This is a genomic window from Cellulomonas sp. URHB0016, assembly GCF_054057935.1.
The window spans coordinates 1,983,952-2,008,158 of sequence record NZ_JBSRZU010000001.1 but is presented as its reverse complement, the minus strand read 5'-3'; the positions used below and the strand labels follow the sequence as shown (position 1 = coordinate 2,008,158).

Below are 24,207 nucleotides of genomic sequence, written 5' to 3'. Positions count from 1 at the left end.
CGTCTGTGAGGTCGTGGTCAGGCGTCGATGACCGACAGCACGTTCCCGGCCGGGTCGGTGAACCAGGCGATGAGCGGGCCGCCGCCCCGGAACACGAAGTCGTCATCCGTCTGCACAGGGGTGCCCTCGTAGCGCTCGAACTCGACGCCCCGCCCGCGCAGCTCGGCGACGGCGGCAGGGACGTCGGACACGGGGAAGTTGAGGATCGTGAACGACGCCGGCGCGTGCGCGTCGCCCTTCGGGTAGACGATGACGTCCCGCCCGCCCGCCAGGTGCAGGGTGAGCATGCCGTTCGACTCGGTCACGTCGAGGCCGAGCATGTCACCGTAGAACCGCTGCGCGGCCGGGACGTCGTCCACGGAGAACCCGCTGAACGCGTTGCTGAGGTCGAGCATGTCCGCTCCTTCGCCGTGGCCCGTCGCCCCAGCCTGAACCGACCCCGCCGACGTTGCGACCCGAGGGACGACGGGCGACGAGACCAACGTCGCGGTCGACCGGAGCGCTGGCGTCGACCGCGATGTCGGTGTCGTGCTGGATCAGTGCCGGTGCCGGCCCGTGCCGGTGCCCGTGGCGATGCCGGGTGGGCGTCAGGTGCGGATGGGGGCGCGTTCGACGAGACCTTTCGACGCCGCGGAGGCGGTCCTTGCAGTTCCGGGTGCCGCCGCCGAAGCCGGGTCGGTTGCCGACGAGGCGCGGTCGGGTGCTGCCGAAGCCGGGTCGGCTGGCGACGAGGCTCGGTCCGCTGCCGACGCGGTGCGGTCGGGTGCCGACGAGGCTGGTTCGGCTGACGGACGGGTGGTCGGCTGCCGGCCGGACGAGGCATGCGGGAGCCGCACGGTGAACGTGGTCCCGGTCCCGGTCCCGGTCTGGGTCTCGGTCTCGGTCTCGGCGCCGGTGGCGCAGGCCACGTCGAGCGTCCCGCCGTGGGCGGTCACGACGGCGTGCGCGATGGCGAGACCGAGCCCCGTCGACCCGCCGTTGCGCACGCGCGAGGCCTCCCCGCGCGCGAACCGGTCGAACACGCGGGCCCTCAGGTCCGGCGGGATCCCGGGCCCGTCGTCGACGACCTGCACGACGACGTCGTCGCGGGACCGCCGCACCCGCACGGTCACGGTGGTGCCGGCGGGGGTGTGCACCCGGGCGTTGGACACGAGGTTGGCCAGGACCTGCCGCAGCCGGTCCTCGTCGCCCGTCACGACGAGGTCGGGGCCGTCGTCGGGGGCGGGCAGGTCGAGGTTCCACCGGTGGTCGGGCCCTGCGGCGTGCGCGTCCGTGACGGCGTCGATCGCGAGGACCGCGACGTCCACGTCGTCGGCCGCCAGCGGCCGTCCCGCGTCGAGGCGCGCGAGCAGCAGCATGTCCTCGACGAGCCCGGTCATCCGCTCCGACTCCGACTCGACCCGGCTCATGGCCTGCAGGGCGCTCGCGGGCACGTCGTCGGGCAGCCGCCGGACGAGCTCGGCGTACCCGCGGATCGACGCGAGCGGCGTGCGAAGCTCGTGGGACGCGTCGGCGACGAACTGCCGGACCTGCGACTCGGACTCCTGGCGGGCGGCCAGGGCGGACTCGACGTGCCTCAGGAGGCGGTTGAGCGCGGCGCCCACCTGGCCGACCTCGGTGGCGGGGTCGGTGTCCCGTGCGTCGACGCGGTCGGCGAGCACCACCTCGCCGCGGTCGAGGGGCAGCCCGGCGACGCGGGTGGCGGTGCCGGCGACCCGGTCGAGGGGCCGCAGCTCGCGCCGGACGAGCAACGTGCCGGCCGCGGCGGCGGCGAGCAGCGCGAACATCGCGACGAGCACCTCGACGACGACGTACTGGGTGACGGTGCCTGTCACGGCGTCGGTGGGCAGGGCGGTCGCGACCACGTCGCCGCTCCCGGTCTCGACCGCGACGGCCCGGAAGGCGCCGAGCCCGTCGAGCGTGACGTCGCGGGGCAGCCCGTCATGGGGCAGCGCCAGCAGCGTCGTCGTCACGGCGGGGCCGAGCGGCGCCTGCAGGTGCCCGGAGTCGTCGACGTAGCTGGACCGGACCGTCGACGCGTCGGCCGGCACGAACACGTTCACCGTGCCGATCGCCTGGCCGAGCATCAGGCCGCCCGGCGGAGCTGCACGCGGCAGGTCATCGGGTGCGGCGGACCCGCCCTCGGCGGAGGTCCCGCCGTCCACGAGGGTCCCGGGACGGTCGGGGGCCCGCTCGGCCCGCATGTTGGCGGCGGCGAGCTGGGAGTCGATCTGGGCCAGGAGCGACCCGCGCAGCGCCAGGGTCGTGACCGTCCCCATCACGGCGGCGACGACGGCCACGAGGGAGACCAGCACGACGACGAGCCGCCGGCGCAGCGTCCAGCGGCTGCGCCCGCGGCTCGTGGTCGCCGGGCGGGCGGAGGTCATCAGGCCGGCTTGAGCACGTACCCGACGCCCCGCAGGGTGTGCAGCATGGGCGTGCGGCCCTTGTCGATCTTGCGGCGCAGGTAGGAGACGTACAGCTCGACGATGTTCGCCTGGCCGCCGAAGTCGTACTGCCAGACACGGTCGAGGATCTGCGCCTTGGACAGCACGCGCTTGGGGTTGCGCATGAAGTACCGCAGGAGCTCGAACTCGGTGGCGGTGAGGTGGATGTCGTCGCCGCCGCGGGACACCTCGTGGCTGTCCTCGTCCATCCGCAGGTCGCCGACGGTGAGCACGGCCTCGTCGCGGGTGGACACGGCGCCGGAGCGGCGGAGCAGCGCGCGCAGGCGGGCGACGACCTCCTCCAGGCTGAACGGTTTGGTGACGTAGTCGTCGCCGCCGGCGGTCAGGCCGGCGATGCGGTCCTCGACGGCGTCCTTCGCGGTGAGGAACAGGATGGGGACCTCGGGGTGGGTGGCCCGCACCCGGTGCAGGACCTCGAGCCCGGTGAGGTCGGGGAGCATGACGTCGAGGACGATGACGTCGGGGTCCACGGCGCGGACCTGGCGGAGGGCGGCGTGGCCGGTGAGCGCGTGCTCCACCTTCCAGCCCTCGTACCGCAGGGCCGTGGACAGGAGCTCGGCCAGGGTCGGCTCGTCGTCGACCACCAGTGCACGGACGGGTGAGCCGTCGGCACGCGTCAGCGCGTGCGGTCGGCGGAGGGTCGTCGTCGTCATGCCACGAGCGTCGTCCCGGTCCCTGAGGTATGCCTGGGCCGTTCCTGGGAAAGTGCTGTTAGTCAGACCAGGGGGCGCGGGCGGTCGGCGCCAGCGAGCGCCGACGACAGGATGGCCTCGATCGCGAACGCGGTGGCCTCGGGCAGGTCGACGGAGTCGTCGAGCAACCACTGGACCTGCAGCCCGTCCATGACGCCGATGATGGCGGACGCGGCGCGCGCGGCGAGCTCGTCGCTGACCGGCGGTCCGCCCACCTCCTGGACGGCGGCGGCGATCTCACCGCGCAGGATCGTGAACCGGTCGAGGACCCAGTCGCGCGCCGGGTGGTCGTCGGTGACGGACTCGCCGGTCAGCACGGTGTAGCCCTGGACGATGCCGCGGCGCTCGACGTTCGCCCGTGCGGTCCGCACCAGGTGGCGGAACAGCTCGGCGCCGCCGGGGATGTGCTGGTGCTCGAGGTGGCGGACGTCGTCCTGGTCGCGCCACTCGAGCACCTCGACGAGCAGGGCCTCCTTGGAACCGAAGTGGTGCAGCACCCCGGCGTGCGTGATGCCGACCTGCTCGGCGACCTCGGCGAGCGAGCCGTTCTTGTAGCCCTTGGTGCCGAAGGTGTGGGCGGCGGCGCGCAGGATCTCGGCGCGCCGTTCCGTCGTGGCTGCGCGGGGCCGTCGCCGGGTCCGGGCAGGAGCGGCAGGTGTGGGAGCGCTCTCGCCCAACTCGTCGTCCATGGCCGAAACCTTACTGGCGTCCCCGACGTGCTCCCGGGAGAGCACGTCAGCACGGGGGAGCAAGCGCGCTGGGACGGACCGGAGGGACCGACGTCCGGCGGGGCGGGGAGGTCCCCGACGACGGCGGGCTTCCGGGTCGCCGCGTACGCTTCACGGGACCGGTCGACGACCGTCGCCCGGAACGGTAGGCGGCGCGCCGTTCGTCGTCCGGCAGACCGCGCAGCACGCCGAGGGAGGCCGACCCGTGAGCCATGACTCCGTCCAGGACGAGATCGACGCCGGCGGGTCGGCGGACAACCGGCTCCGCCGCGCTCTCGAGACGTGGCACCGCAAGCTCGACAGCGTGCCCGGCGGGAGGGCCGCCTACAAGGTCGTCGTGGCCGTCGTCGGGTCGGTCACCGTGCTCGTGGGCATCGCGCTGCTGGTCCTCCCCGGGCCGGGATGGCTCGTGATCTTCCTGGGCCTCGGCATCCTCAGCACCGAGTTCGACGCGGCCAGGCGGCTCACGGACCGGCTCCGGGCGGTCGTGCTGCGGGGCTGGGCCTGGCTCAAGGCGCGTCGGCGCCCGTCGTCCCGGCCGGCACCGGCGGAGCCCACGAGCACGGACTGAGCCGACGGCACCGCGCCCGGCGAGGCCGGGCCCGGCCAGGCCAGGCCCGGCGAGGCCCGGCCCGAGAGCATCCGGCGAAGCCTGACCGGCGAGCGTCCGGCGAGGCCTGACGCGCCAGCGTCCGGGAAGGCCTGACGGGCGAGCGTCCGGCGAGGCCCGGCGCGCCACCGTCCGGCGAGGCCCGACGGGCGAGCCCCGGCGTCAGTGGTGGCCGCCCAGGCGAGCCGCCCGGGCGTCGAGGTAGCGCTGCTCCGGCAGGCTGGTGGTGAGCCGAGCGGCCACCCGGTAGGCGGACCGCGCGGCCGGCAGGTCACCGGCCAGCTCCAGCAGGTGGGCGCGGACCGCCGCGAGGCGGTGGTGACCGGCCGTGCGGTCGTCGTGGTCGAGCGGTTCCAGCAGGTCCAGCCCCGCCTGCGGACCGTCCACCATCGCGACCGCGACGGCCTGGTTCAGGGTCACCATCGGCCCGGGCGCCACGTGGGCCAGGACCCGGTACAGCGCGACGACCTGCGGCCAGTCGGTGTCCTGCGCGCTCGGTGCCTCGGCATGCACCGCGGCGATGGCGGCCTGCAGCAGGTACGGCCCGGCGGCGTGCCGGGCGAGGGCGGCCGTCACGAGCGCGACCCCCTCGTCGAGCTGCGCCCGGTCCCACCGCGTCCGGTCCTGCTCCGCGAGCGGCACGAGCCCGCCGGTGCGGTCGGTGCGGGCCGGCCGGTGGGCGTCGGTGAGGAGCATGAGCGCGAGCAGCCCGGTGACCTCGCCGTCGTCGGGCAGCAGGGTGTGCAGCATGCGGCCGAGGCGGATCGCCTCGGCGGTGAGGTCGGTGCGCAGCAGCGAGGCTCCGGCGGACGAGGTGTATCCCTCGGTGAACACGAGGTAGAGGACCTGCAGCACCGTGTCGAGGCGCTCCGCCCGTTCGGCCGTCGGTGGCTCGACGAAGCGCCCGCCCGCGGCCCGGACCTTCTGCTTGGCCCGGCTGATGCGCTGGGCCATCGTCGCCTCCGGCACCAGGTAGGCCGCCGCGATCTCGGCGGTGGTCAGGCCACCGACCGCGCGCAGCGTGAGCGCCACCTGGGACGGCGGGGTGAGCGCCGGGTGACAGCACAGGAACAGCAGGGTGAGCGTGTCGTCCTCGCCCGGCACCGGACCCGGCTCCCGCGGGTCGAGTGCGACGACCGCCACCTCACGCGTGCGGCGCGCGCTGTCGGACCGCCAGGCGTCCGTCAGCCGGCGGCCGGCGACGGTCAGCAGCCAGGCGTGCGGACTGTCCGGGACGCCGTCGCGGGGCCACTGGGTCGCCGCCGCGAGGAGCGCGTCCTGCACGGCGTCCTCGCACGCGTCGAACTGGCCGTGCCGCCGGACGAGGACCCCCAGCACCTGGGGACCCGTCGTCCGGAGCACGGCCTCGACCTCCGGATCGAGCATCGTCACGACCCGTCCCGGACCTGCCCGCCACGGTGCCGCACCGGCATCACATCTCCGCGCCGGAGTCCTGCATCACCGCGCGGACCTCGATGGCGCCGCCGAACCGGGTGTCGGGCCAGCGCAGCGCGATCTCCTCGGCTCGCGCCTGGTCGCAGTCGAGGGCCACGTAGCCCGCGAACTGCTCCTTGCTCTCCTGGAACGGGCCGTCGGTGAGCACGGCCCGGCCGCCCACGCCCCGCGACGTCCGGGCGGTGGACGGGGCCGCGAGCGCCTGCCCGCCGATGAGCTCGCCGGCCTGCTCCAGCTCGGACATGAGCTCGCCGACCTCACCGAACAGCGCTTCGCGGTCGGCGTCGGACAGCTCCTCGACGAAGCCGGGACGGTTGTAGATGAGCAGCATGTACTTCATGGCGTCGATCCTCGCTCCTCGGCGCCCCGGGTGGGCGCTCTGTCGGCAGGGGGTCGGAGCCGACCGACGGATCTCGACATCCGCCGGACCGTCAGGCCCCGAACCGTCCCCGCGCCTCGACCGGGATGAGCGGCCGGTCGGCCCGCGCGCGGATCTGCTGCACCGCCCACGAGTTCCCGTCCGGGTCGGCGAACCCGAAGAACGTCCCGCCGTCCCGCTCGTCGAACACCGTGATCTCCGAGGCCTCGACGCCGCGGGAGAGGAGCTCCGCACGAGCCGCCTCGGCGTCGGGCACCACCAGCTGCAGCCCGTGCAGGCTGCCCGGCGGCATCTGGTTCTGCGAGGGCAGCGACCCGATCACGATGGAGCAGCCCGAGCCCCGTGGGGTGAGCTGAGCGACGTGCATGTGCTCGTTGGTCGTCTCGTGGTCGAGGTCGAACCCGACCTGGTCCCGGTAGAAGGCGATCGACGCGTCGAGATCGCTCACCGGCACGATCACGACCTCGAGTGTCCAGTCCACGGTGCTCCTCCGTCGCGGCTCCCGTCGCTCGCCGAGGCCCGTGGCGGGCGACGCGTCCGGTGGTCGTCACTATGGCAGCAGGGTCGGACATCGGCCCAGCGCCGGCCGGACCACGTGACGGATCGGGGGCCCGGGTGACCTACCGTGTTCCGGTGAGCAGCGCCCCGGTGGTCCGTGCGCCGTCGCCCGCGCCGAGCCGACCGGCCCGCCCGCGTGGCGCGGTCGTCGCCGCCTGCCTCGGGGTCGCCGCCGCGTCGGCCGTCGGTGTGTGGTGGCTGTGGCGCGTGTTCGTGAACACCCGCGCGGGACAGCTCGTCGAGACCGCCGCGTACGACGGCGCGGAGTACGGCCAGACGCAGCTGTGGAAGGTCGCGGAGGACGTGCTCGACGTGGTGTCCGTGGGCTTCATCGCCGCGGTGCTGATCGCGGCGATGCTGATCGCGGTGCTCCGGCGGCGCTGGGAGCTCGCCCTGCAGGTCGCGGTCCTGATGATCGGCGCGAACGTCACCACCCGGGTGCTCAAGAACGAGGTGTTCGAGCGGCCCGAGCTCGGCGGCCACGGCCAGTACGGCAACACGCTGCCCAGCGGGCACACCACCGCGGCCGCGTCGATCTCCGCCGCCCTCCTGCTCGTGGTGCCTCCGCGCGTGCGCCCGTGGGCGGCGCTCGTCGGCGCGGCGTACACGACCCTCACGGGCGTCTCGACCCTCATCGGTCAGTGGCACCGGCCGTCGGACGTCGTCGCCGCGATCCTGGTGGTGCTCGGCTGGACGGCGCTGACGTGCGCGATGATCGCGCTGCGCCCGGTCGCGACGGCGACGGCGACGGGCGCGGTCCGCCGCGTCGACGCCGGTCAGGCGCCTCCGACGCCGCGGGCGATGCGCGGCGTGATCGCAGTGCTCGTCGTCGTCGGGATCGGCGCCGGGGCGTCGGCCGCCGTCGCGCTCTCGCACTCCTGGCACGACGTGGAGGACCTCACGTCCCGGGCCGACGAGGTCACGGCGTACCTTGGCGGGGCGGCGGGAACTCTCATGGCGTCGTGCCTGGCGTTCGCGGTCATGCTGGTCCTGAGGCAGGCGGCGGCGGCCCGGACGCTTGACGACAGGACGTAGAGTCCGCAGCGGTGCAGTTCGAGCGGGTCGTCACGGCCCGCGTGTCGGTAGGAAGGCCAGACGAATGTCGGCAGGTCGCAAGCTCGTGATCGTGGAGTCGCCCGCCAAGGCCCGCACGATCGCCGGGTACCTCGGCGAGGGGTACGACGTCGAGGCGAGCGTGGGCCACATCCGCGACCTGCCACAGCCCTCGGAGCTCCCCGCCGAGATGAAGAAGGGCCCGTTCGGCAAGTTCGCGGTCGACGTGGACAACGGCTTCGCGCCGTACTACGTCGTCGACTCGGACAAGAAGAAGAAGGTCAGCGAGCTCAAGAAGCTCCTGAAGGACTCCGACGAGCTCTACCTCGCCACCGACGAGGACCGCGAGGGCGAGGCCATCGCCTGGCACCTGCTCCAGGAGCTCAAGCCCAAGGTCCCCGTGAAGCGCATGGTGTTCCACGAGATCACCCCGGAGGCGATCCGCCGGGCCCTGACCAGCACGCGCGAGCTCGACGACCGGCTCGTGGACGCCCAGGAGACGCGGCGCATCCTCGACCGGCTCTACGGCTACGAGGTCAGCCCGGTGCTGTGGCGCAAGGTCCGCCAGGGGCTGTCGGCCGGCCGGGTGCAGTCCGTCGCGACGCGGCTGGTCGTGGAGCGCGAGCGGGAGCGGATGGCGTTCGTCGCCGCCGACTACTGGGACGTCACCGGCACGTTCGCGGTGCAGGACGCCTCCGAGCCGGCGTTCCCGGCCCGTCTGACGCAGCTCGACGGGCGCCGGGTCGCGACCGGCCGCGACTTCGACGACCGTGGGGTGCTGCGCGGCGCCGACGTGGCGCACCTCGACGAGGCCGGTGCGACGGCCCTCGTGGCAGGGCTCGACGGCGCCGCGTGGTCGGTCCGCAGCCTGGAGACCAAGCCGTACACGCGCCGCCCGGCGGCCCCGTTCACGACGTCGACGCTCCAGCAGGAGGCGTCCCGCAAGCTGCGGATGTCCGCCCGGCAGACCATGCGCACGGCGCAGGGCCTGTACGAGAACGGCTACATCACCTACATGCGTACGGACTCGCCCGCGCTGTCGTCGCAGGCGGTCGACGCGGCCCGCCGCCAGGCCGGCGAGCTCTACGGCGCCGACTACGTCCCGGCGAAGCCCCGGGTGTACACGTCCAAGGCGAAGGGCGCCCAGGAGGCGCACGAGGCCATCCGCCCCGCCGGCGACCACTTCCGCACGCCCGCCCAGGTGGCCAAGGAGCTGTCGGGCGACCAGTTCAAGCTGTACGAGCTGATCTGGAAGCGCACGGTCGCCTCGCAGATGGAGGACGCCCGCGGGCAGACCGCCTCGGTGCGGCTCGGCGCGGTGTCGTCGACCGGCGCCGACGCCGTGTTCTCCGCGTCCGGCACGGTCATCACCTTCCGCGGGTTCCTCGCCGCGTACGAGGAGGGCCGCGACGTCGAGCGCTACGACGCCGCCGACGGGCCCGCGGCCGAGGAGAAGGGCGAGGCCCGGCTGCCGAAGATGGCCGAGGGCGACGAGCTGACGGCCCGCGACGTCAGCGCCGACGGCCACCGCACGTCGCCGCCGCCGCGCTTCACGGAGGCGAGCCTCGTCAAGGCGCTCGAGGAGCGCGGCATCGGCCGCCCGTCCACCTACGCCGCGACCATCTCGGTGATCCTCGACCGCGGGTACGTCTCGCAGCGTGGCCAGGCCCTCGTGCCGACGTGGTTGGCCTTCGCGGTCACCCGGCTGCTGGAGGAGAACTTCGACCGGCTCGTCGACTACGACTTCACCGCGTCGATGGAGGAGGACCTCGACCTCATCGCGTCCGGCGAGAAGGACCGCGTCGACTGGCTCACGCACTTCTACTTCGGCGCGGACGCCGACACGGACGGACTGCGGGACCTCGTGGCGAACCTGGGCGAGATCGACGCCCGCGAGGTCAACTCCATCGACATCGGCGACGGCATCACGCTGCGCGTCGGCCGGTACGGCCCGTACCTCGAGGACCCGGCGGTGCTCGCCGACGACGGCACCCCGCGGCGTGCGTCCGTGCCCGACGAGCTGGCGCCCGACGAGCTGACCGTCGCCAAGGCGCGCGAGCTCCTCGAGACGCAGCCCGAGGGCGACCTGGTGCTCGGCGAGGACCCGACGACGGGCACGACCATCGTCGCGAAGAACGGTCGCTACGGCCCGTACGTGACGGAGCTGCTGCCCGAGCCCACGATCGACGAGTCGCTGTCGGCCGCGGCGAAGAAGCGGGCCCTGGCCGCCGCCCCCAAGCCGCGCACGGGGTCCCTGTTCAAGTCGATGACGCTCCAGACCGTCACCCTCGACGACGCGCTGCGCCTGCTGTCGCTGCCGCGCGTGGTGGGTGTCGACCCGGAGTCCGGCGCCGAGATCACCGCGCAGAACGGCCGCTACGGCCCGTACCTCAAGAAGGGCACCGACTCGCGCACGCTCGCGTCCGAGGAGGCGCTGTTCACGACGACGCTCGACGAGGCGCTCGCCATCTACGCGCAGCCCAAGCGCGGACGCGGTGCGACCGCGGCGCCGCCGCTGCGCGAGCTCGGCGACGACCCGACGTCCGAGAGGCCCATCGTCGTCAAGGAGGGCCGGTTCGGCGCCTACGTCACGGACGGCGTCACCAACAGGACCCTGCCGCGGGAGCTCACGCCCGAGACGATCACGCGGGAGCAGGCCGTCGAGCTGCTCGCCGAGAAGCGGCTGTCGGCGCCGGCGAAGAAGAAGGCCCCCGCCCGCCGCCCGGCAGCACCGAGGGCCAAGGCCGCCGCGAAGAAGTAGTCCGACGACCGTGTGGGTGCCGTTGCCGTAGCCCGTCGTGCGGGTGTCGTTGTCGTAGCCGTCATGCGTGGGCGTCAGCCGGGTCCGAGCACCGCCCACGCCCGTCCCGGCACGCGGAGGCGACCGCCGTCGAGCGTCGCCGTCCCCGCGAGGACTCCCGGCGACCCGCCGACCACCTCGCCGGGCAGGTCCAGCCCCCACGGCTCGTCGGCCGCGAGGTTGAGCACCACCAGGAGCCGGTCGTCGCCCGCGGCCGTCTCGTACAGCAGGTGCTCGTTGGTGAGCTCGATCGTGCGGGTCCGGGCCCGGTGCAGCCACGGGTGCCGCCGGCGCAGGCCCACGAGGTCCTGGTGCAGCCGGTACGCCCACCACCCGTCGGGCGGGAGGCCGGCGGGGGTCGGGGGGAACACCGGGCGGATCGCGTCGTCCCCGCCGGCCCGTTCCTCCTTGACGGCCCGGAACGCCTGCTCGTCGCCCGCGTAGACCGCCGGGGTGCCGCCGACGGTGAGCAGCACGACGAGCGCGTGGCCGAGCAGGCCGTCGTCGTCGAGCTGCGAGGCGATCCGGGTGACGTCGTGGTTCCCGACGAACGTGTACGGCACGAACGCGTCGAGGAAGCCGCTGTGCCGGTCCAGCGACCAGGCGAGCTCCCACCAGTTGCGCGTGGTGACCGCGCTCCAGACCGCCTTCCACAGCTCGTACTGCGTCACGGAGTCCATGCCGGAGCGGGAGACCACGTCGGCGTAGTCGCCGTGGATGACCTCGCCGACGACGTACACGCCGGGGTGCGCCGCCCGCACGCGTGCGAGGACCGGTGACCAGAACTCCGGTGGCACGGCGTACGCGGCGTCGAGGCGCCACCCGTCGGCGCCGGCGTCGAGCCAGTGGATCATCGCGTCGGCCACGAGGTCCGCGACGGCCGGGCTGCCGTGGTCCAGGGCGACGAGGTCGTGGTGGCCCTCGAAGTCGTCCCAGTCCACGGACCCGTCGGGCGTGCGCCGCAGCCGGAACAGCGCCTGCTCCGGGCCGCCGGCCAGGGCCGCCTCGAACAGCGGGTGGGCACGGCCCACGTGGTGGAACACCCCGTCGAGCAGCACCCGCAGCCCGCGGGCGTGCGCGGCCCCGACGAGCGCGTCGAAGTCCGCCCGGTCGCCCAGCCGCGGGTCGATGCGCAGGTGGTCCACGGTGTCGTACCCGTGCGTGCTCGACGCGAACACCGGCCCGAGCGCGATCCCGTTCGCCCCGAGGTCGACCACGTAGTCGAGCCAGTCGACGAGGTGCGCCAACCGGTGCTGCACCGCGGTGTCGTCGCCGGCGGTGCCCTCCGCCCCGACGAACCCCAGGGGGTACACGTGCCACCAGACGACGTGCTCGACCCACCCGCTCATCGCTGCCGCTCCCGCCGCCCAGTTCGTCACACGCTACTTGCCGGTGGGCCCGGGGCCGGTAGGTTCGTCGCCATGGCTCGCACCGAGGACCCGCGCACCGCTCCACCGATCCGCTGGGGCATCATCGGCGCCGGTGGCATCGCTGCCCAGTTCGCGTCCGCCGTCAACCAGCACACCCGCGCGCAGCTCGTCGCCGTGGGCTCGCGCAACCGGGACCGTGCCACGCGGTTCGCGACGGCGCACGGCATCCCGACGACGCACACGGGCTACCGCGAGCTCGTCGAGGACCCGCAGGTCGACGCCGTCTACGTGGCGACCCCGCACTCGGAGCACCGCGAGCACGCGCTCCTCGCCATCAAGGCCGGCAAGCACGTGCTCGTCGAGAAGGCGTTCGCCCGCAACGTCGCCGAGGCGGAGCAGATCTTCGACGCCGCGCGTGCGGCGAACGTGTTCGTCATGGAGGCGATGTGGACGCGGTTCCTGCCGCACGTCGCCGCGCTGCACCAGGTGGTCGACGCCGGCGAGATCGGCGAGGTCGTCAGCATCGCCGCCGACCACGGCCAGGCGTTCCCGTTCGACCCGAAGAGCCGGCTGTTCGACCCGGCCCTCGCCGGTGGCGCGCTGCTCGACCTCGGCGTGTACCCGGTGTCGTGGGCGCACGACTTCCTCGGGGTGCCCGACGAGGTGCACGCGTTCGGGCGGCTGACCCCGACGGGGGTCGACGGGCAGATCTCGATCGGTCTGGGGTACGGGGAGCGCGCGCAGGCCACGCTCACCACGACGCTCTGGGCCAAGACGCCGACGACGGCCTCGATCTCCGGGACGGAGGGACGCATCACGGTGGCGTCGGAGTTCTACCGGCCGACGTCGTTCCGGCTGGAGCGGCTCGACGGCCGCGTCTGGACCTTCGACCAGCCCTCCCGCCAGGGCCTGCAGTACGAGGCCGCCGAGGTGGCCCGACGGGTCGCCGCGGGGGACGTCGAGAGCCCGCGCATGACGTGGCAGCACACGCTCGACGTGATGCGGACGATGGACGACATCCGCGCACAGGTCGGGGTGGTCTACCCGGGCGAGTGAGCGGGCTGCCCGGGCCTCGCGGCGCCCCGCCGGACCTGTCCGTGGCGCGGACTACCCTGGCGCACGTGACCTCCGAGCTGCCCGGCCTGTTCGTGTCCTTCGAGGGCGGCGACGGCGCCGGCAAGTCCACCCAGGCGCGGCTGCTCGGCGAGTGGCTCACGGGTCTGGGCCGCGAGGTCGTGCTGACCCGCGAGCCGGGCGGCACCGAGCTCGGGCAGCTGCTGCGGGACGCCGTGCTGCACGGCGACCACGTCGACGCCCGCACGGAGGCGCTGCTCTACGCCACGGACCGCGCGCACCACGTGGCCTCCGTCGTCCGTCCGGCGCTCGAGCGCGGGGCGGTCGTCGTCACGGACCGGTACCTCGACTCGTCGGTGGCGTACCAGGGCAGCGGCCGGGACCTCGGGGCGGACGAGGTCGAGCGGCTGTCGCTCTGGGCCACCGACGGTCTCCTTCCCGCGCTGACGGTCCTCCTCGACCTCGACCCGGTGACCGGGAGGTCCCGGCTGACCGGCGACCCGGACCGGTTGGAGCGTGCGGGCGACGAGTTCCACCGGCGGACCCGGCAGGCGTTCCTGGACCGTGCGGCGGCCGACCCGGCGCGCTGGCTCGTGCTCGACGCCACGCGCCCGCTCGACGAGCTCGCGGTGCTGATCCGTGCACGGGTGGCGGAGCTCGCCGGGCTCGACGAGACCGCAGCCGCGACGCTGGGCGCCGGATGAGCGTCTGGGACGAGGTCGTCGGCCAGGAACCGGCCGTCGAGGCGCTCCGCACGGCGGTCGTCGACCCGGCGGCCATGACCCACGCCTGGCTGCTCACCGGTCCGCCCGGCTCCGGCCGCTCGAACGCCGCCCGGGCCTTCGCGGCGGCCCTGCAGTGCGAGCGCCAGGGCTGCGGCGCGTGCCACGACTGCACCACGACCCTGGACGGCACCCACCCGGACGTCATGGTCGTCGCGACGGAGGGCGTGGTGATCCGGGCCGACACGGTCCGGCCGCTGATCCAGCTCGCGCAGCGGACGCCCTCACAGGGCCGGTGGCGCGTGATCATCGTCGAGGACGCCGACCGCCTCAACGACACGAGCGGCAACGCGCTGCTCAAGGCCATCGAGGAGCCCGCGTACCGCACGGTGTGGGTGCTCTGCGCGCCGAGCCCGCAGGACGTGCTCGTCACCCTGCGGTCACGCAGCCGCTCCGTGGCGCTGCGGGTGCCGCCCGCCGACGCCGTCGCGGCGCTGCTCGTGTCCCGCGACGGCATCGACCCCGCGGTCGCCGAGATCGCCGCCCGGGCCGCGCAGAGCCATGTCGGGATCGCCCGGCGGCTCGCCCGGGACCCCGAGGCACGTGCGCGCCGGTCCGCCGTGCTCGGCCTCGCGGCCGGCATCCGCGGTGTCGGTGACGCCGTGCTGGCCGCCGGCGCGCTCGTCGAGACGGCGCAGGCGGACGCGAAGGCGGCGACCGAGCAGCGGGACGCCGAGGAGAAGAACGCGCTGCTCCGGACGATGGGCGCCGAGGGCGCGACCACCCTGCCGCCCGCGTTGCGGTCGCAGCTCCGCCAGCTCGAGGAGGAGCAGAAGCGGCGTGCCACCCGGGCGCAGCGCGACGTGCTGGACCGGGCGATGGTGGACCTGCTGTCGCTGTACCGGGACGTGCTCGTGGTGCAGCTCGGCGCGGGTGTCGAGCTGGTGAACCTGGAGCACGCGGACGCGGTGCACTCGCTCGCCGGGTCGTCGACGGCGGAGCAGACGCTGCGGCGCATGGACGCGGTCGGGCAGGCCCGCACCCGCCTCGCGGGCAACGTCGCCCCGCTGCTGGCCGTCGAGGCGATGGCCGTGGCGCTGCGGCCGCAGGGCTGACGCCTGTGTGGGCTGACGCCGACGTGGGCTGACGCCTGTGTGGGCTGGCGCCGACGAGGGTTGACGCCGACGCCGGCGCCCGGTCGCGCCGATGCCGCGGCGGACCTGTGAAGGTCGCCCGGGTGGTCGAACCAGCGGCACGTCGTCCCAGGTTCGCCGACTACCGTGGCGGGGTGCCCCTCGACAGCCCGCGCCGACTCTCCCCTGCTGCCGACGCCCGCCCGTCGTCGAGCGGGGCGATGCGCCGATCAGCACCGCAGACGCTCGCGGCGCTGGTGGTCGCGGCGCTCGTGCTCGTCGGCTGCGCCCCCGCCAAGCACCAGGCCGACGTCCCGACCGGGAGCCCGAGCTCCGCGGCCGCGCCGACGGCCGACCTGGCGAAGTTCTACGACCAGCTGCTCGAGTGGACCAGCTGCGACACGGGGGAGTGCGCGACGCTGACCGTGCCGGTCGACTACGCGGACCCGACGGGTGCCACCATCTCGCTGGCGCTCGCGCGCCAGAAGGCGACGGGCGGCGAGCGGATCGGGTCGCTGCTCATCAACCCGGGTGGCCCTGGCGTGTCCGGCATCGACTCCCTCGCGGGCCTGGCCCAGCGCATCGGGGCGGACGTGCGCGAGCGGTACGACATCGTGGCGTTCGACCCGCGGGGTGTGCAGCGCTCCGAGCCGGTGCGCTGCGCGGACGGCCCGGAGCTCGACCAGCTGTTCGCGTTCGACCCGGACTACTCCACCGACGCCGGCATCCAGCACGTGATCGACGTCTACGGCGACTTCGGCAAGGAGTGCTCCAACCGCTCCGGCCCGCTGCTCGGCCACGTCGACACGGAGAGCGCCGCGCGCGACATGGACGTGATGCGCGCCGCTCTCGGCGACGACCAGCTGCACTACCTCGGGTACTCCTACGGCACGCAGCTCGGTGCCACCTATGCGGCGATCTTCCCGGACAAGGTCGGCCGCGTGGTGCTCGACGGCGCGCTCGACCCGACGCTCACCCCGGGCGAGGTCTCGAAGGGCCAGGCCATCGGCATCGAGAGCGCCCTGCGGGCGTACGTGACGGACTGCCAGAGCGGCAAGGGCTGCCCGCTCACCGGCGACGTCGACCACGGCCTCGCCCAGATCCGGAAGCTGTTCGACGAGGCCCGGTCCAACCCCCTGCCCACCGGCACGGACCGCGAGCTCACGCAGTCGCTCGCGTTCTACGGCGTCGCCGTCACCCTCTACTCGAAGTCGCTGTGGCCGCTGCTCACGCAGGCGCTCAAGCCGGCCCTCCAGGACGGCAACGGTGCGAGCCTGCTGAAGCTCGCCGACTCGTACTTCGACCGCCAGGAGGACGGCACGTACTCGTCGAACGCGAACGAGGCGTTCTTCGCCGTGCACTGCGCGGACGGCCGGGACAGCGCGGACTTCGACGACATGCGGGCACAGGCCGCCGACATCGAGGCCGCCGCCCCGACCGTGGGCTCGTTCCTCACGTTCGGCGGCACCACCTGCGCGCAGTGGCCCACCCCGGCCGTCGCCCCGCTGCCGTCGTACGCCGCCGAAGGGGCTGCGCCGATCCTGGTCATCGGCACGACGAACGACCCGGCCACCCCGTACGTGTGGGCCGAGAAGCTCGCGGAGACCCTGTCGTCGGGTGAGCTCCTGACCTTCGAGGGCGAGGGGCACACCGCGTACGGCGCGTCCAACGACTGCATCGGCGACGCGGTCGACGCCTACTTCCTGTCGGGCACGATGCCGCCGGAGGGCACCCGCTGCTGACCCGTCGGCGGGCGTAGGCGGCTCGCGGTCTCCGGTTGCCGGATGTCCCGGTCGGCGTCAGCGTGGCCCGATGGGAACCTTCAGCATCGGCTCTGACTCCTCGCGACGTCGCGCCCGCGGCGGGCTCGTCCTGCGCTCGGCGCTGCTCGGGTGGGCAGCGGGAGCCCGCTCGACGTTCGGCGTCGTCGCGCCGACCCTCAGCCTCGCGCCCCGGCGGACCGTCGTCGTCGGTGCGGTCGCCACCGCCCTGGGGGAGGTCGTCGGTGACAAGCTCCCCGTCGCCCCCAGCCGGCTGGACCACCACGGGCCCGAGCTCCGGGCGCTCTCCGGCGCCGTCGGTGCCGTGGTGCTCGCCCGCCGCGAGGGCGCCCGCCTCTACCGGCCGGCGGTCGCCGGCGCCGTCGGGGGCTTCGCCGGCTCCTACGTCGGCGCGGCGTGGCGGCGATGGGCCGCCGGACGGATGCCGGACTGGCAGGCGGCACTCGCCGAGGACGCCGTGGCGATCAGTGCCGCGTTCCTCGCCACCCGGTCCCGGCGGGTCGTGGTCTGACGCCGTCATCGGCCCTCGCTTTGGAGAGCGGGCGTGGTGCCGGGTACAGTGGGCGCGCTCGCCGAGGTCCTTGCGGATCCCGACGACGCCGCCTTAGCTCAGTCGGCAGAGCGTCTCACTCGTAATGAGAAGGTCAAGAGTTCGATTCTCTTAGGCGGCTCCACCCGAAACCCTCGTCTGACCAGGCCTGACGGTCTGGGACGGCGGGGGTTTCGTGCTTGCAATTCATCCGATGCAGCATCCCGCGTACCGCGGGCCTCCGTTGAGGCGGTTGAGGCCTCACGGTCGGCCTCTGTCCCGAGGAAGTGCATGTAGCGGTTCCGCGGGTGCAAGCGTCAAGAGATCTCCAGTAGGCCGTGGACCTGGCGCCATCCTTCCAACCGGGGCCGGAGCGGCGAAGGGGGGGGCGCCGTCCGGCACTACGCTGCGGCCGGGCGTCGCGTCGCCACGAGGGCTGCGTCGCGTCCCGGAGAAGCGGGGTTGCTGTGCGCCGGATGCTCCGCAGGGCGTTCCTCGAACTCCCGATGGCGATCTATGCCGACGCGGACACCGGGACTTTCGCGTCCCGGGTCCGGATGACGTCCGGGCTGGCGGCGGCGGTGGGCGTGCCCGCGCTTGTCGGGGCAGGTATCGCGGCGGCGCTCGGTGGCGACGTCCCAGACGGCGCCACCGTGGGGGCATTCGTCGGGCTGGGCGCCGCGCTCTCCTTCCTCATCCTCACCTTGAGCATCGTGGCCGGGTCAGGGATGTGGGCGATGGCAGAGTCGAAGTACGACCGGGCGGCCGAAGGCCGACGGGTCAGCGTCGACCGTCGCGCGGCACCCGTCCTCGTCGTCATCGCGACGTTCGCCGGCATCGTCGGCGGGTTCGTCACGGTGACCACGGGTGTCATGGCCTTGCAGGAGCTGCCGTTTCGAGGGGACCGGGCGAGCGCGACCGGGACCGTGGTGGCCTGGGAGGACCGCAACCGGGGGCGCGGGCCGGACCGAGTCTTCCTCATGGAGTACGAGGTGGACGGCGCGCTGCGCACCGGCGAGCTGGCGATCGAAGACTCGGACCTCACCATCGACTCCGAGATCGGCGACCAGACCCGGGTCGAGTACAGCGTGGACTCCCCAGACCGCATCCGGAGCGGGGGCGAGGCAGAGTCGGCACGGTCCACGCTTCCCGTGCTCGGCGCGGTGGGCGTCGGCCTGCTTGTCGTCGCGCTGGCTGCAGGAGTGATCGGGCGACGTCTCCCATGAGGTCGTGAAGTCTCGAGCATCGGATCGCGCACCCCACCGCGGGTATTTCCGCCGCAGCGCCGCGACGACCTGCCCGGGGCGGGGTCCAACTGGACCTGCGGTTGTCCGGCCATTGCTCTGCACGGCGATCGCGACGCAGCGCCGCCAGCCAAACCGTTCGTCGATGCTTTCGGTCGTTCGGTCGCTCTGATGCTACGGACAGGAAGAAGCCGTGGGCGGCCGTCTGGCACGCTTTCTTCCGTGGACCAGGCGGGACGAGCTCAGCGGGAGGCATACCCGTGTCTGTGCTGTGGCCGGAGCGTCGGGCGAGTTCGCGCGCCGCAGGCTGACGAGCCGCTCGAACCTGGCTGGAGACCGATCGATGAGTCGGACCGGTTCGAGCGGCGGTCGTCGCTCTTCCGTCGCATTCGGTGGCCGGCGGACCTGACCACTCTCTACTGGTGGGTGCCGAGATAGATCGGTCGCGCGTGATGCACCCTGGCCCGGTGCATCCCGACCTGGCGGGCGAACTGGACGCGGTCCTAGGGACGGCCCGGTGCGTCGTGTGGACAGGGTTGCGGACCGGAGCTGCCGCTGAGCCACCACCATCCCTCAGGCGCGTGCGATGTGGCCGTAGACGAACATGTCCTTGTGCTCGTTCCCAACCAGCTCCCACCCGCGCAACAGTCCCTCGCGCTCGTACCCGCACGCCTCTGCCGCACGCCACGACCCGGTGTTCCACGGCTCGACGAAGAGCTGAACCCGATGAAGGCCCTCCAGCGAGAGCGCCCACGTGGTCAGCGTTGCCAGCGCATCACGGGCGTAGCCGCGGCGACGGTGCTGGGGCGCGACCCAGTACCCGATCGTGGCCCGGCCATGATGGGCCTCACGGGTCCACAAGCCGATCTGCCCCACGCCCGTCCCGCTCACGCGGTCCGCGATGGCGAACGAGTAGCCGGCGCCTTCCTCGAGGCGGTCACGCTGTCTCTCGATGTACGCGGTGACCGCTTCCGCGTCGCCGTCAGCCGGGACGGTCGTGATGAGCGGGATCAGCGCGTCGGAGACGACGGAAGCGACAAGGTCCTGATCTGCAACATCGAAGGGGCGGAGCTCGACGTGGGCTCCCTGCAGTCGCGGCATCGTGGTTGGCAACACCCGCACATGGTTCCCGGATCACCGCAGATCAGCAACCAATCAGGGAACGGCCGAGAGGTCGCCCGACCTCAACCGTAGAGGCGCACGGCCGTCACGTCTGTGAACAGCGGGGCAGCGGAGGTGGTCGCGCGAGGATGAAGTTTCGGACTCGCTGGGTCACACCTGGTCCATGGGGAGGACGGATGACATCCTGATTGAGGGTCTGGACACGCAGGTTGCCGCTGGCGCCTCGACCTACGGGGGAGGGGCTTCACGATGGAACCGGTGTCGTTCGTGCTGGCCGCGTTGGCGGCGGGGGTGTCTGCAGGGGCCACGGCGGGGGCGACCGAAGCGGTGAAGTCCGCGGTGGTCGACGCCTACAAGGGTTTGAAGAGCGTGCTGAAGCGCGTGTTCGCCGGCAACGAGCAGGCCGGTGCGGCCTTGACGCTGTATGAGTCGAAGCCCACGGAGCCGGCGTTCGTGGCCGCACTGACGGATCACCTGAGCACGGTCGCGACCGACCCGGACGTGAAGGCCGCCGCGAAGCGCGTCCTCGACGCGGCGGGCCCGGCGGCGCTGGGACCAGGATCGGTGGCGGCGACGGTGCTGCAGATCCACGCCGAGTCGGGTGGCGTCGCCGCGGCCGTGATCCACGGTCCGGTCACCGCCGGGTACACACCTCCGCCGGGACCGGCGGGCCCGGGTTCGACGGGTCCTGGTGGGCCCGGTGCGGCGGACCCCGCTGCGGACACGAGGAGCGGGCCGGGCCCTCGCTGACCGGGGCGGACGGCGGGCAGGCCGCACCCGGAGATCCAGCCGCGAGCCACTCGCCCCCTGCCCTCACCGCTGAGGCAGCACCTGCAGCCGGTCGGCGCGCTGTCGCCGGCACCCTGGTGGAGCCTCCCGAGGCGACGGGCGATGACGGCGCACCCGGGAATTTCGCCACCCATGGTGGAGTCGCTGCGACGAGGATCGACACGGTCAACAACAACCCGACGTTCGTCTCCCTGTCCCTGAACGACGCCGTGCTGCGGCTGGTGCGCCCGGGGGCGGAGGACCGTGCGCGGGCGCGGACCCTTCGTGAGCTGGCACGGCGGGTGCGGTCGGAGCGGGCGGCGTTCATCTCCCAGGCGCTCGGGGTCGACCGGGGCGAGCCCGCCGAGGTGCGGTTCGCCAACCCCGACCCGGTCTCGAGCGGAGCGGTGGCCGACCTTCTGGTGCGGTGGTACCCGGTGGACGGCGGACCAGCGGGCGCGACCTCGCAGGTTGCCGACTTCTATCGTCACGAGACCGAAGGGCGGCTGGCCGTGCTGGGCGCGCCTGGCTCCGGCAAGACGGTGCTGCTCTCGCTCCTGGTGCACGATCTGATCGCCGCGCTGCCCGGGTACGCGGACCCGAGAAGCGTGGCCGACGCCGGCGACGGCGGCTGGGTGGTACCGGTGCTGATGTCCCTGCCCACCTGCGACCTGGGCGATGTCGGCGCGACACCGGCCTCGGTTCTCGCCGAGCAGATGGACAGGTGGATCGCGGGGTCTCTGGCGGCGGACTACCAGATCCCGGTCAAGACGGCGGTGGGGCTGCTGGCAGACGGGCACATCCTGCCTGTGCTGGACGGGCTGGACGAGATGGACTCACCCTCGAGCGCCGGTGACGAGCCGGGCGCATCGCGGACCGTGCGCCCGCGGGCGGCGGCGGCGGTCAAGGCGCTCAACCACGACCGCACCCGGCCGGTGGTTCTCGCCTGCCGCAACCTCGACTACGCCGACCTGGTCCGCGCCGCGGACGACGGGGTGCCGAACGGTCCCCACCCGCCGATCGTCGGGCACGCCCGGCACGTCACCCTGCAGCCCATGACCGCCGACGAGGTCGCCGACTACCTCGCCCGGCGGTTCACGACCGCCCAGCGATCCACAGCTCCTCGAGGTACGACCTCGAGCCCCACCGTGCTCGGCCCCGCCGAGGCGGGCTCCTCGGCCGCCGCCGGCGTGAGCGGCACCGGTCCGGCGCTGGGGCCCGTGCTGGAGGATCGGTGGCGGCCGGTGGTGGACGCGATCCGCAGCGGGCACCCGCTCTCGGGGGTGCTCGCGAGCCCGTTGCAGCTGTTCCTCGTCGTGACCGCCTACGCGCACCGCGACACCCGACCGGCCGTCCTGCTGGAGCTGTCGCCTGAACAGGTCCGGGACAACCTGTTCGGCAGTCTGGTCCCGGCCGTCGTCAGGTATGACGAGCATGCCGCCGGACAGGGCTGGACGGCTCAACAGGTCCGTGCCTGGCTGAGCCAGATCGCCGAGCACCAGTCGCGGCAGGCAGCTCGGGGACGGTCCCTGGTCGACATCCACCTGCCCGACCTCTGGCGGATCAGTGGCCGTCTGTTCCCTCGCCTCGTCCCCGCGCTCGCCGTGTTCCTTCTCGTCATTCCCGTCGCGGTGTCGAGCGCCGCTTTCGGAGGCTGGTTCGGTGGTGTCTCCGGCGCGGCGCTGGTGGCCTGCGCCGTGGTGTTCGGAGTGGGGGTGTGGGACGAGTCCGCGCCACTGAGCCGTGCGGACCTGAGCAGCCTGCGGACCCGGGCGGGGCGCCGAAAGCTGGTCCAGCGGCTTGCCGCCAACGTGCCGTGGGGCTCGGCGGCCGCCCTGGGGTTCGGGCTGCTCACCGGGTTGGCGTTCGAGCCGGCGGTCGGCCTGGTCGCCGGGACGACCATCGGCGTGACGCTCTGGCTCGGGTTCACACTGCAGGAATGGATGCAGGTCAGCGTCGAGTACGCCCCGTCCTCGGCAACGCTGGTCCGGCAGTGTCTCAGCTACAGCGTCCTCACGGCTGTGATCTGGATGTGGGGACTGGCGCTGACGGTCGGCCTCATCGGCTCGCTGGCCGGCGGTCAGCCCGTCGGATCGTCCGGCTCGCTGACCTCCGGGTTGTCGACCGCGTCGAGCATCGGGATCGCCGTCGCACTGGCCATCGGCCGCGGCGCGGTGTGGCTCCGCTACGGACTGGGTGTCCGCTCCGCGGCACACCAGCGGCGGCTGCCCCGGCGGCCGGCACTCTTCCTCGACTGGTGCGTGACGGCCGGACTGATGCGGATGGCCGGGTCGAGCATCCAGTTCCGGCACCGCGAGTTCCAGCACTGGCTCACCGCCACCGCGGCGGTCTCCCCGGACGCCCTGGAGGCGGACCCGACCTGACTCGGGGGAGGGCTTCCGCCGGCGTCGTGCGCCCTCAGCCCTCGGCGAGCTCTCCCGTCGCTGCTGCGCCGGCCTCCCGTGCCCGGCTCAGGAAGTCCGCGATCACCGTCAGCTCGGCCTCCGAGTACCCGCCGAGCAGCTGTTCCATCGACGTGGTCATCCCGGAGTACAGCCGGTAGATCTCCGCGCCACGCTCCGTGACCGCGCGCACGACGATCGCGCGCCGGTCCTGGGCGGACCTCTCGCGCACGATCCAGCCGGCCCGTTCGAGCCGGTCGAGCACGCCGGTCATGGTCGCGGGGTGCAGGCCGGCCGTCCGGGCCAGGGCGGAGGCGCTGAGCGGCCCGTGCCGGGTGATGAGGTCGAGACAGTCGAGGTCCACGTCGCGCAGGTCGAGCCGCTGCCCGACCTGGTGGTTGAGCAGGGCGAGCTGGATGCTCAGCTCGCGCATGGACTCCCGGACGGCCACCGTGAGCCGGCGCTTGCGCCGACGGTCGTCAGATTCTTCGGAGTTCATATGGTACGGTTTCCATATCTTCTGGGACTCTGACCAGACCGTACACCGACAGGGGAACTACCACATGAGGCTCACCCTCGTCGCCGCCACCGGCGGCATCGGCCGGCAGCTGCTCGACCAGGCCGAGCGCGCCGGGCACGACGTGACGGTCGTCGTCCGCGATCCCGGCCGCCTGCGCCCGACCGCCGCCCGCGTCGTCGTCGCCGACCTGAGCGACGAGGCGGCGGACCTCGTCCACGCCGTCGCCGGTGCCGACGCCGTGCTGTCCGCGCTCGGCGCGCGGACGCGGTCCGACGAGGGGGTCGCGACCCTCGGCACCCGCACCATCGTCCGCGCCATGCGGACGGCCGGCGCGCACCGGCTCGTCGTCGTCAGCGCCGCGCCCATCGGCACCGTCCCGTCGCCCGCCGTCCCGCACCCGCCGAAGCATGACGCCGGGGACGGGTTCCTCATGCGTCACCTGCTCGGCGGCATCCCGAAGAGGCTGTTCAAGGACCACTACGCCGACCTCGCGGCGATGGAGGACGTGGTGCGTGCCAGCGGCCTCGACTGGACGATCGCCCGCCCGCCCAGGCTGACGGACAGGGCGCCGACCGGTGACTACCGGACCGCACTGGACCGGAACGTCCGGGGCGGCCTGTCGATCTCACGCGCCGACGTGGCGCACCTGATGCTGCGGGTGCTGGACCAGCCGGAGACGGTCGGGCACACCGTGGGCGCCGCGCACTGACCGGTGCGCGGTACGCGGCCGTGGAGCGTGGCGGGTCCGTCCCGCGGATCGACCAGCACGGCGGCGACGGGCCCACCCCGGATCCGGTCG

General features: G+C 73.4%; 22 protein-coding genes and 1 tRNA gene. 13 read left to right on the top strand and 10 right to left on the bottom strand.

The features are described from left to right. Positions 1 to 17: 17 nt before the first annotated feature. The 4 genes from ACVW07_RS09255 to ACVW07_RS09240 form a co-directional block, all read right to left on the bottom strand. On the bottom strand, positions 18 to 395 hold the full coding sequence (locus ACVW07_RS09255) for a VOC family protein (RefSeq protein WP_456818957.1): 378 nt from the start codon (positions 393 to 395) through the stop codon (positions 18 to 20). Between the two features lie 192 nt (positions 396 to 587). Next, on the bottom strand, positions 588 to 2,387 hold the full coding sequence (locus ACVW07_RS09250) for an ATP-binding protein (protein WP_456818956.1): 1,800 nt from the start codon (positions 2,385 to 2,387) through the stop codon (positions 588 to 590). Next, positions 2,387 to 3,121, bottom strand: coding sequence for a response regulator transcription factor (locus ACVW07_RS09245; protein WP_456818955.1), 735 nt, complete (start codon positions 3,119 to 3,121; stop codon positions 2,387 to 2,389). Before ACVW07_RS09245 ends, ACVW07_RS09250 begins: the two co-directional genes overlap by 1 nt. Before the next feature lie 62 nt (positions 3,122 to 3,183). After that, a complete protein-coding gene (locus ACVW07_RS09240) occupies positions 3,184 to 3,849 on the bottom strand; it encodes a TetR/AcrR family transcriptional regulator (protein ID WP_456818954.1) in 666 nt (221 codons plus the stop codon). A gap of 244 nt (positions 3,850 to 4,093) precedes the next feature. On the opposite strand from ACVW07_RS09240, the gene ACVW07_RS09235 reads away from it, so the two are divergent. Beyond that, entirely contained in the window at positions 4,094 to 4,459 is a 366-nt protein-coding gene (locus tag ACVW07_RS09235) for a PGPGW domain-containing protein (RefSeq protein WP_456818953.1), read from the top strand. A 201-nt stretch (positions 4,460 to 4,660) separates the two neighbouring features. On the opposite strand, the gene ACVW07_RS09230 is transcribed toward ACVW07_RS09235, so the two are convergent. The 3 genes from ACVW07_RS09230 to ACVW07_RS09220 all read right to left on the bottom strand — a co-directional run bounded on the left by ACVW07_RS09230 (position 4,661) and on the right by ACVW07_RS09220 (position 6,813). Continuing rightward, on the bottom strand, positions 4,661 to 5,884 hold the full coding sequence (locus ACVW07_RS09230) for an RNA polymerase sigma factor (protein ID WP_456821055.1): 1,224 nt from the start codon (positions 5,882 to 5,884) through the stop codon (positions 4,661 to 4,663). A 46-nt stretch (positions 5,885 to 5,930) separates the two neighbouring features. Continuing rightward, the gene (locus ACVW07_RS09225; protein ID WP_456818952.1) at positions 5,931 to 6,293 is read right to left on the bottom strand and encodes a YciI family protein; all 363 of its coding nucleotides are present in this window, start codon (positions 6,291 to 6,293) and stop codon (positions 5,931 to 5,933) included. A 91-nt stretch (positions 6,294 to 6,384) separates the two neighbouring features. After that, positions 6,385 to 6,813, bottom strand: coding sequence for a VOC family protein (locus ACVW07_RS09220; RefSeq protein WP_456818951.1), 429 nt, complete (start codon positions 6,811 to 6,813; stop codon positions 6,385 to 6,387). Positions 6,814 to 6,965: 152 nt separating this feature from the next. On the opposite strand from ACVW07_RS09220, the gene ACVW07_RS09215 reads away from it, so the two are divergent. Together ACVW07_RS09215 and topA are read left to right on the top strand one after the other, a co-directional pair. Further along, positions 6,966 to 7,925: a phosphatase PAP2 family protein gene (locus ACVW07_RS09215; protein ID WP_456818950.1), complete on the top strand. Its 960-nt coding sequence runs from the start codon at positions 6,966 to 6,968 to the stop codon at positions 7,923 to 7,925. Between the two features lie 64 nt (positions 7,926 to 7,989). Further along, positions 7,990 to 10,704, top strand: a complete 2,715-nt coding sequence (gene topA, locus ACVW07_RS09210; protein WP_456818949.1) for a type I DNA topoisomerase — start codon at positions 7,990 to 7,992, stop codon at positions 10,702 to 10,704. A 74-nt stretch (positions 10,705 to 10,778) separates the two neighbouring features. Here topA and ACVW07_RS09205 read toward each other — a convergent pair whose 3' ends face one another. After that, positions 10,779 to 12,092, bottom strand: a complete 1,314-nt coding sequence (locus ACVW07_RS09205) for an alpha-amylase family protein (RefSeq protein ID WP_456818948.1) — start codon at positions 12,090 to 12,092, stop codon at positions 10,779 to 10,781. A gap of 72 nt (positions 12,093 to 12,164) precedes the next feature. Between ACVW07_RS09205 and ACVW07_RS09200 the strand changes: the two genes are divergently transcribed. The 7 genes from ACVW07_RS09200 to ACVW07_RS09170 all read left to right on the top strand — a co-directional run bounded on the left by ACVW07_RS09200 (position 12,165) and on the right by ACVW07_RS09170 (position 18,578). After that, a complete protein-coding gene (locus ACVW07_RS09200; protein WP_456818947.1) occupies positions 12,165 to 13,169 on the top strand; it encodes a Gfo/Idh/MocA family protein in 1,005 nt (334 codons plus the stop codon). Between the two features lie 65 nt (positions 13,170 to 13,234). Further along, positions 13,235 to 13,891, top strand: coding sequence for a dTMP kinase (gene tmk, locus ACVW07_RS09195; RefSeq protein ID WP_456818946.1), 657 nt, complete (start codon positions 13,235 to 13,237; stop codon positions 13,889 to 13,891). After that, positions 13,888 to 15,024 (top strand): DNA polymerase III subunit delta', encoded by a 1,137-nt coding sequence (locus ACVW07_RS09190; RefSeq protein ID WP_456818945.1) that lies wholly within the window; start codon positions 13,888 to 13,890, stop codon positions 15,022 to 15,024. The genes tmk and ACVW07_RS09190 overlap by 4 nt, the downstream gene beginning before the upstream one ends. Before the next feature lie 173 nt (positions 15,025 to 15,197). Further along, the gene (locus ACVW07_RS09185; RefSeq protein WP_456818944.1) at positions 15,198 to 16,784 is read left to right on the top strand and encodes an alpha/beta hydrolase; all 1,587 of its coding nucleotides are present in this window, start codon (positions 15,198 to 15,200) and stop codon (positions 16,782 to 16,784) included. A gap of 70 nt (positions 16,785 to 16,854) precedes the next feature. Further along, positions 16,855 to 17,334 carry a hypothetical protein gene (locus ACVW07_RS09180; RefSeq protein WP_456818943.1) on the top strand — a complete coding sequence of 160 codons (480 nt, stop codon included), beginning with the start codon at positions 16,855 to 16,857 and terminating at the stop codon, positions 17,332 to 17,334. Between the two features lie 87 nt (positions 17,335 to 17,421). Then, positions 17,422 to 17,497, top strand: a tRNA-Thr gene (locus ACVW07_RS09175). A 361-nt stretch (positions 17,498 to 17,858) separates the two neighbouring features. After that, the gene (locus tag ACVW07_RS09170) at positions 17,859 to 18,578 is read left to right on the top strand and encodes a hypothetical protein (protein ID WP_456818942.1); all 720 of its coding nucleotides are present in this window, start codon (positions 17,859 to 17,861) and stop codon (positions 18,576 to 18,578) included. 591 nt (positions 18,579 to 19,169) lie between these two features. Here ACVW07_RS09170 and ACVW07_RS09165 read toward each other — a convergent pair. Then, positions 19,170 to 19,697, bottom strand: a complete 528-nt coding sequence (locus ACVW07_RS09165; protein ID WP_456818941.1) for a GNAT family N-acetyltransferase — start codon at positions 19,695 to 19,697, stop codon at positions 19,170 to 19,172. A 279-nt stretch (positions 19,698 to 19,976) separates the two neighbouring features. On the opposite strand from ACVW07_RS09165, the gene ACVW07_RS09160 reads away from it, so the two are divergent. Then, a complete protein-coding gene (locus ACVW07_RS09160; RefSeq protein WP_456818940.1) occupies positions 19,977 to 20,468 on the top strand; it encodes a hypothetical protein in 492 nt (163 codons plus the stop codon). A gap of 116 nt (positions 20,469 to 20,584) precedes the next feature. Next, a complete protein-coding gene (locus ACVW07_RS09155) occupies positions 20,585 to 22,870 on the top strand; it encodes a hypothetical protein (protein WP_456818939.1) in 2,286 nt (761 codons plus the stop codon). A gap of 34 nt (positions 22,871 to 22,904) precedes the next feature. Here the strand turns inward: ACVW07_RS09155 and ACVW07_RS09150 are convergent, their stop codons facing one another. Continuing rightward, positions 22,905 to 23,387, bottom strand: a complete 483-nt coding sequence (locus ACVW07_RS09150; protein ID WP_456818938.1) for a MarR family transcriptional regulator — start codon at positions 23,385 to 23,387, stop codon at positions 22,905 to 22,907. A 64-nt stretch (positions 23,388 to 23,451) separates the two neighbouring features. On the opposite strand from ACVW07_RS09150, the gene ACVW07_RS09145 reads away from it, so the two are divergent. Continuing rightward, the gene (locus ACVW07_RS09145; protein WP_456818937.1) at positions 23,452 to 24,117 is read left to right on the top strand and encodes an NAD(P)-dependent oxidoreductase; all 666 of its coding nucleotides are present in this window, start codon (positions 23,452 to 23,454) and stop codon (positions 24,115 to 24,117) included. Positions 24,118 to 24,207 lie beyond the last annotated feature (90 nt).

What these genes read in the sequence shown, in the direction of transcription:
- ACVW07_RS09230 (WP_456821055.1), bottom strand. Translation starts at nt 5,884, where the DNA reads ATGCTCGATCCGGAGGTCGAGGCCGTGCTCCGGACGACGGGTCCCCAG.
- ACVW07_RS09225 (WP_456818952.1), bottom strand. Translation starts at nt 6,293, where the DNA reads ATGAAGTACATGCTGCTCATCTACAACCGTCCCGGCTTCGTCGAGGAG.
- ACVW07_RS09250 (WP_456818956.1), bottom strand. Translation starts at nt 2,387, where the DNA reads ATGACCTCCGCCCGCCCGGCGACCACGAGCCGCGGGCGCAGCCGCTGG.
- ACVW07_RS09200 (WP_456818947.1), top strand. Translation starts at nt 12,165, where the DNA reads ATGGCTCGCACCGAGGACCCGCGCACCGCTCCACCGATCCGCTGGGGC.
- ACVW07_RS09150 (WP_456818938.1), bottom strand. Translation starts at nt 23,387, where the DNA reads ATGAACTCCGAAGAATCTGACGACCGTCGGCGCAAGCGCCGGCTCACG.
- ACVW07_RS09170 (WP_456818942.1), top strand. Translation starts at nt 17,859, where the DNA reads ATGGCGATCTATGCCGACGCGGACACCGGGACTTTCGCGTCCCGGGTC.
- ACVW07_RS09255 (WP_456818957.1), bottom strand. Translation starts at nt 395, where the DNA reads ATGCTCGACCTCAGCAACGCGTTCAGCGGGTTCTCCGTGGACGACGTC.
- ACVW07_RS09205 (WP_456818948.1), bottom strand. Translation starts at nt 12,092, where the DNA reads ATGAGCGGGTGGGTCGAGCACGTCGTCTGGTGGCACGTGTACCCCCTG.
- ACVW07_RS09180 (WP_456818943.1), top strand. Translation starts at nt 16,855, where the DNA reads ATGGGAACCTTCAGCATCGGCTCTGACTCCTCGCGACGTCGCGCCCGC.
- ACVW07_RS09165 (WP_456818941.1), bottom strand. Translation starts at nt 19,697, where the DNA reads ATGCCGCGACTGCAGGGAGCCCACGTCGAGCTCCGCCCCTTCGATGTT.
- ACVW07_RS09190 (WP_456818945.1), top strand. Translation starts at nt 13,888, where the DNA reads ATGAGCGTCTGGGACGAGGTCGTCGGCCAGGAACCGGCCGTCGAGGCG.
- ACVW07_RS09245 (WP_456818955.1), bottom strand. Translation starts at nt 3,121, where the DNA reads ATGACGACGACGACCCTCCGCCGACCGCACGCGCTGACGCGTGCCGAC.
- ACVW07_RS09145 (WP_456818937.1), top strand. Translation starts at nt 23,452, where the DNA reads ATGAGGCTCACCCTCGTCGCCGCCACCGGCGGCATCGGCCGGCAGCTG.
- topA (WP_456818949.1), top strand. Translation starts at nt 7,990, where the DNA reads ATGTCGGCAGGTCGCAAGCTCGTGATCGTGGAGTCGCCCGCCAAGGCC.
- ACVW07_RS09240 (WP_456818954.1), bottom strand. Translation starts at nt 3,849, where the DNA reads ATGGACGACGAGTTGGGCGAGAGCGCTCCCACACCTGCCGCTCCTGCC.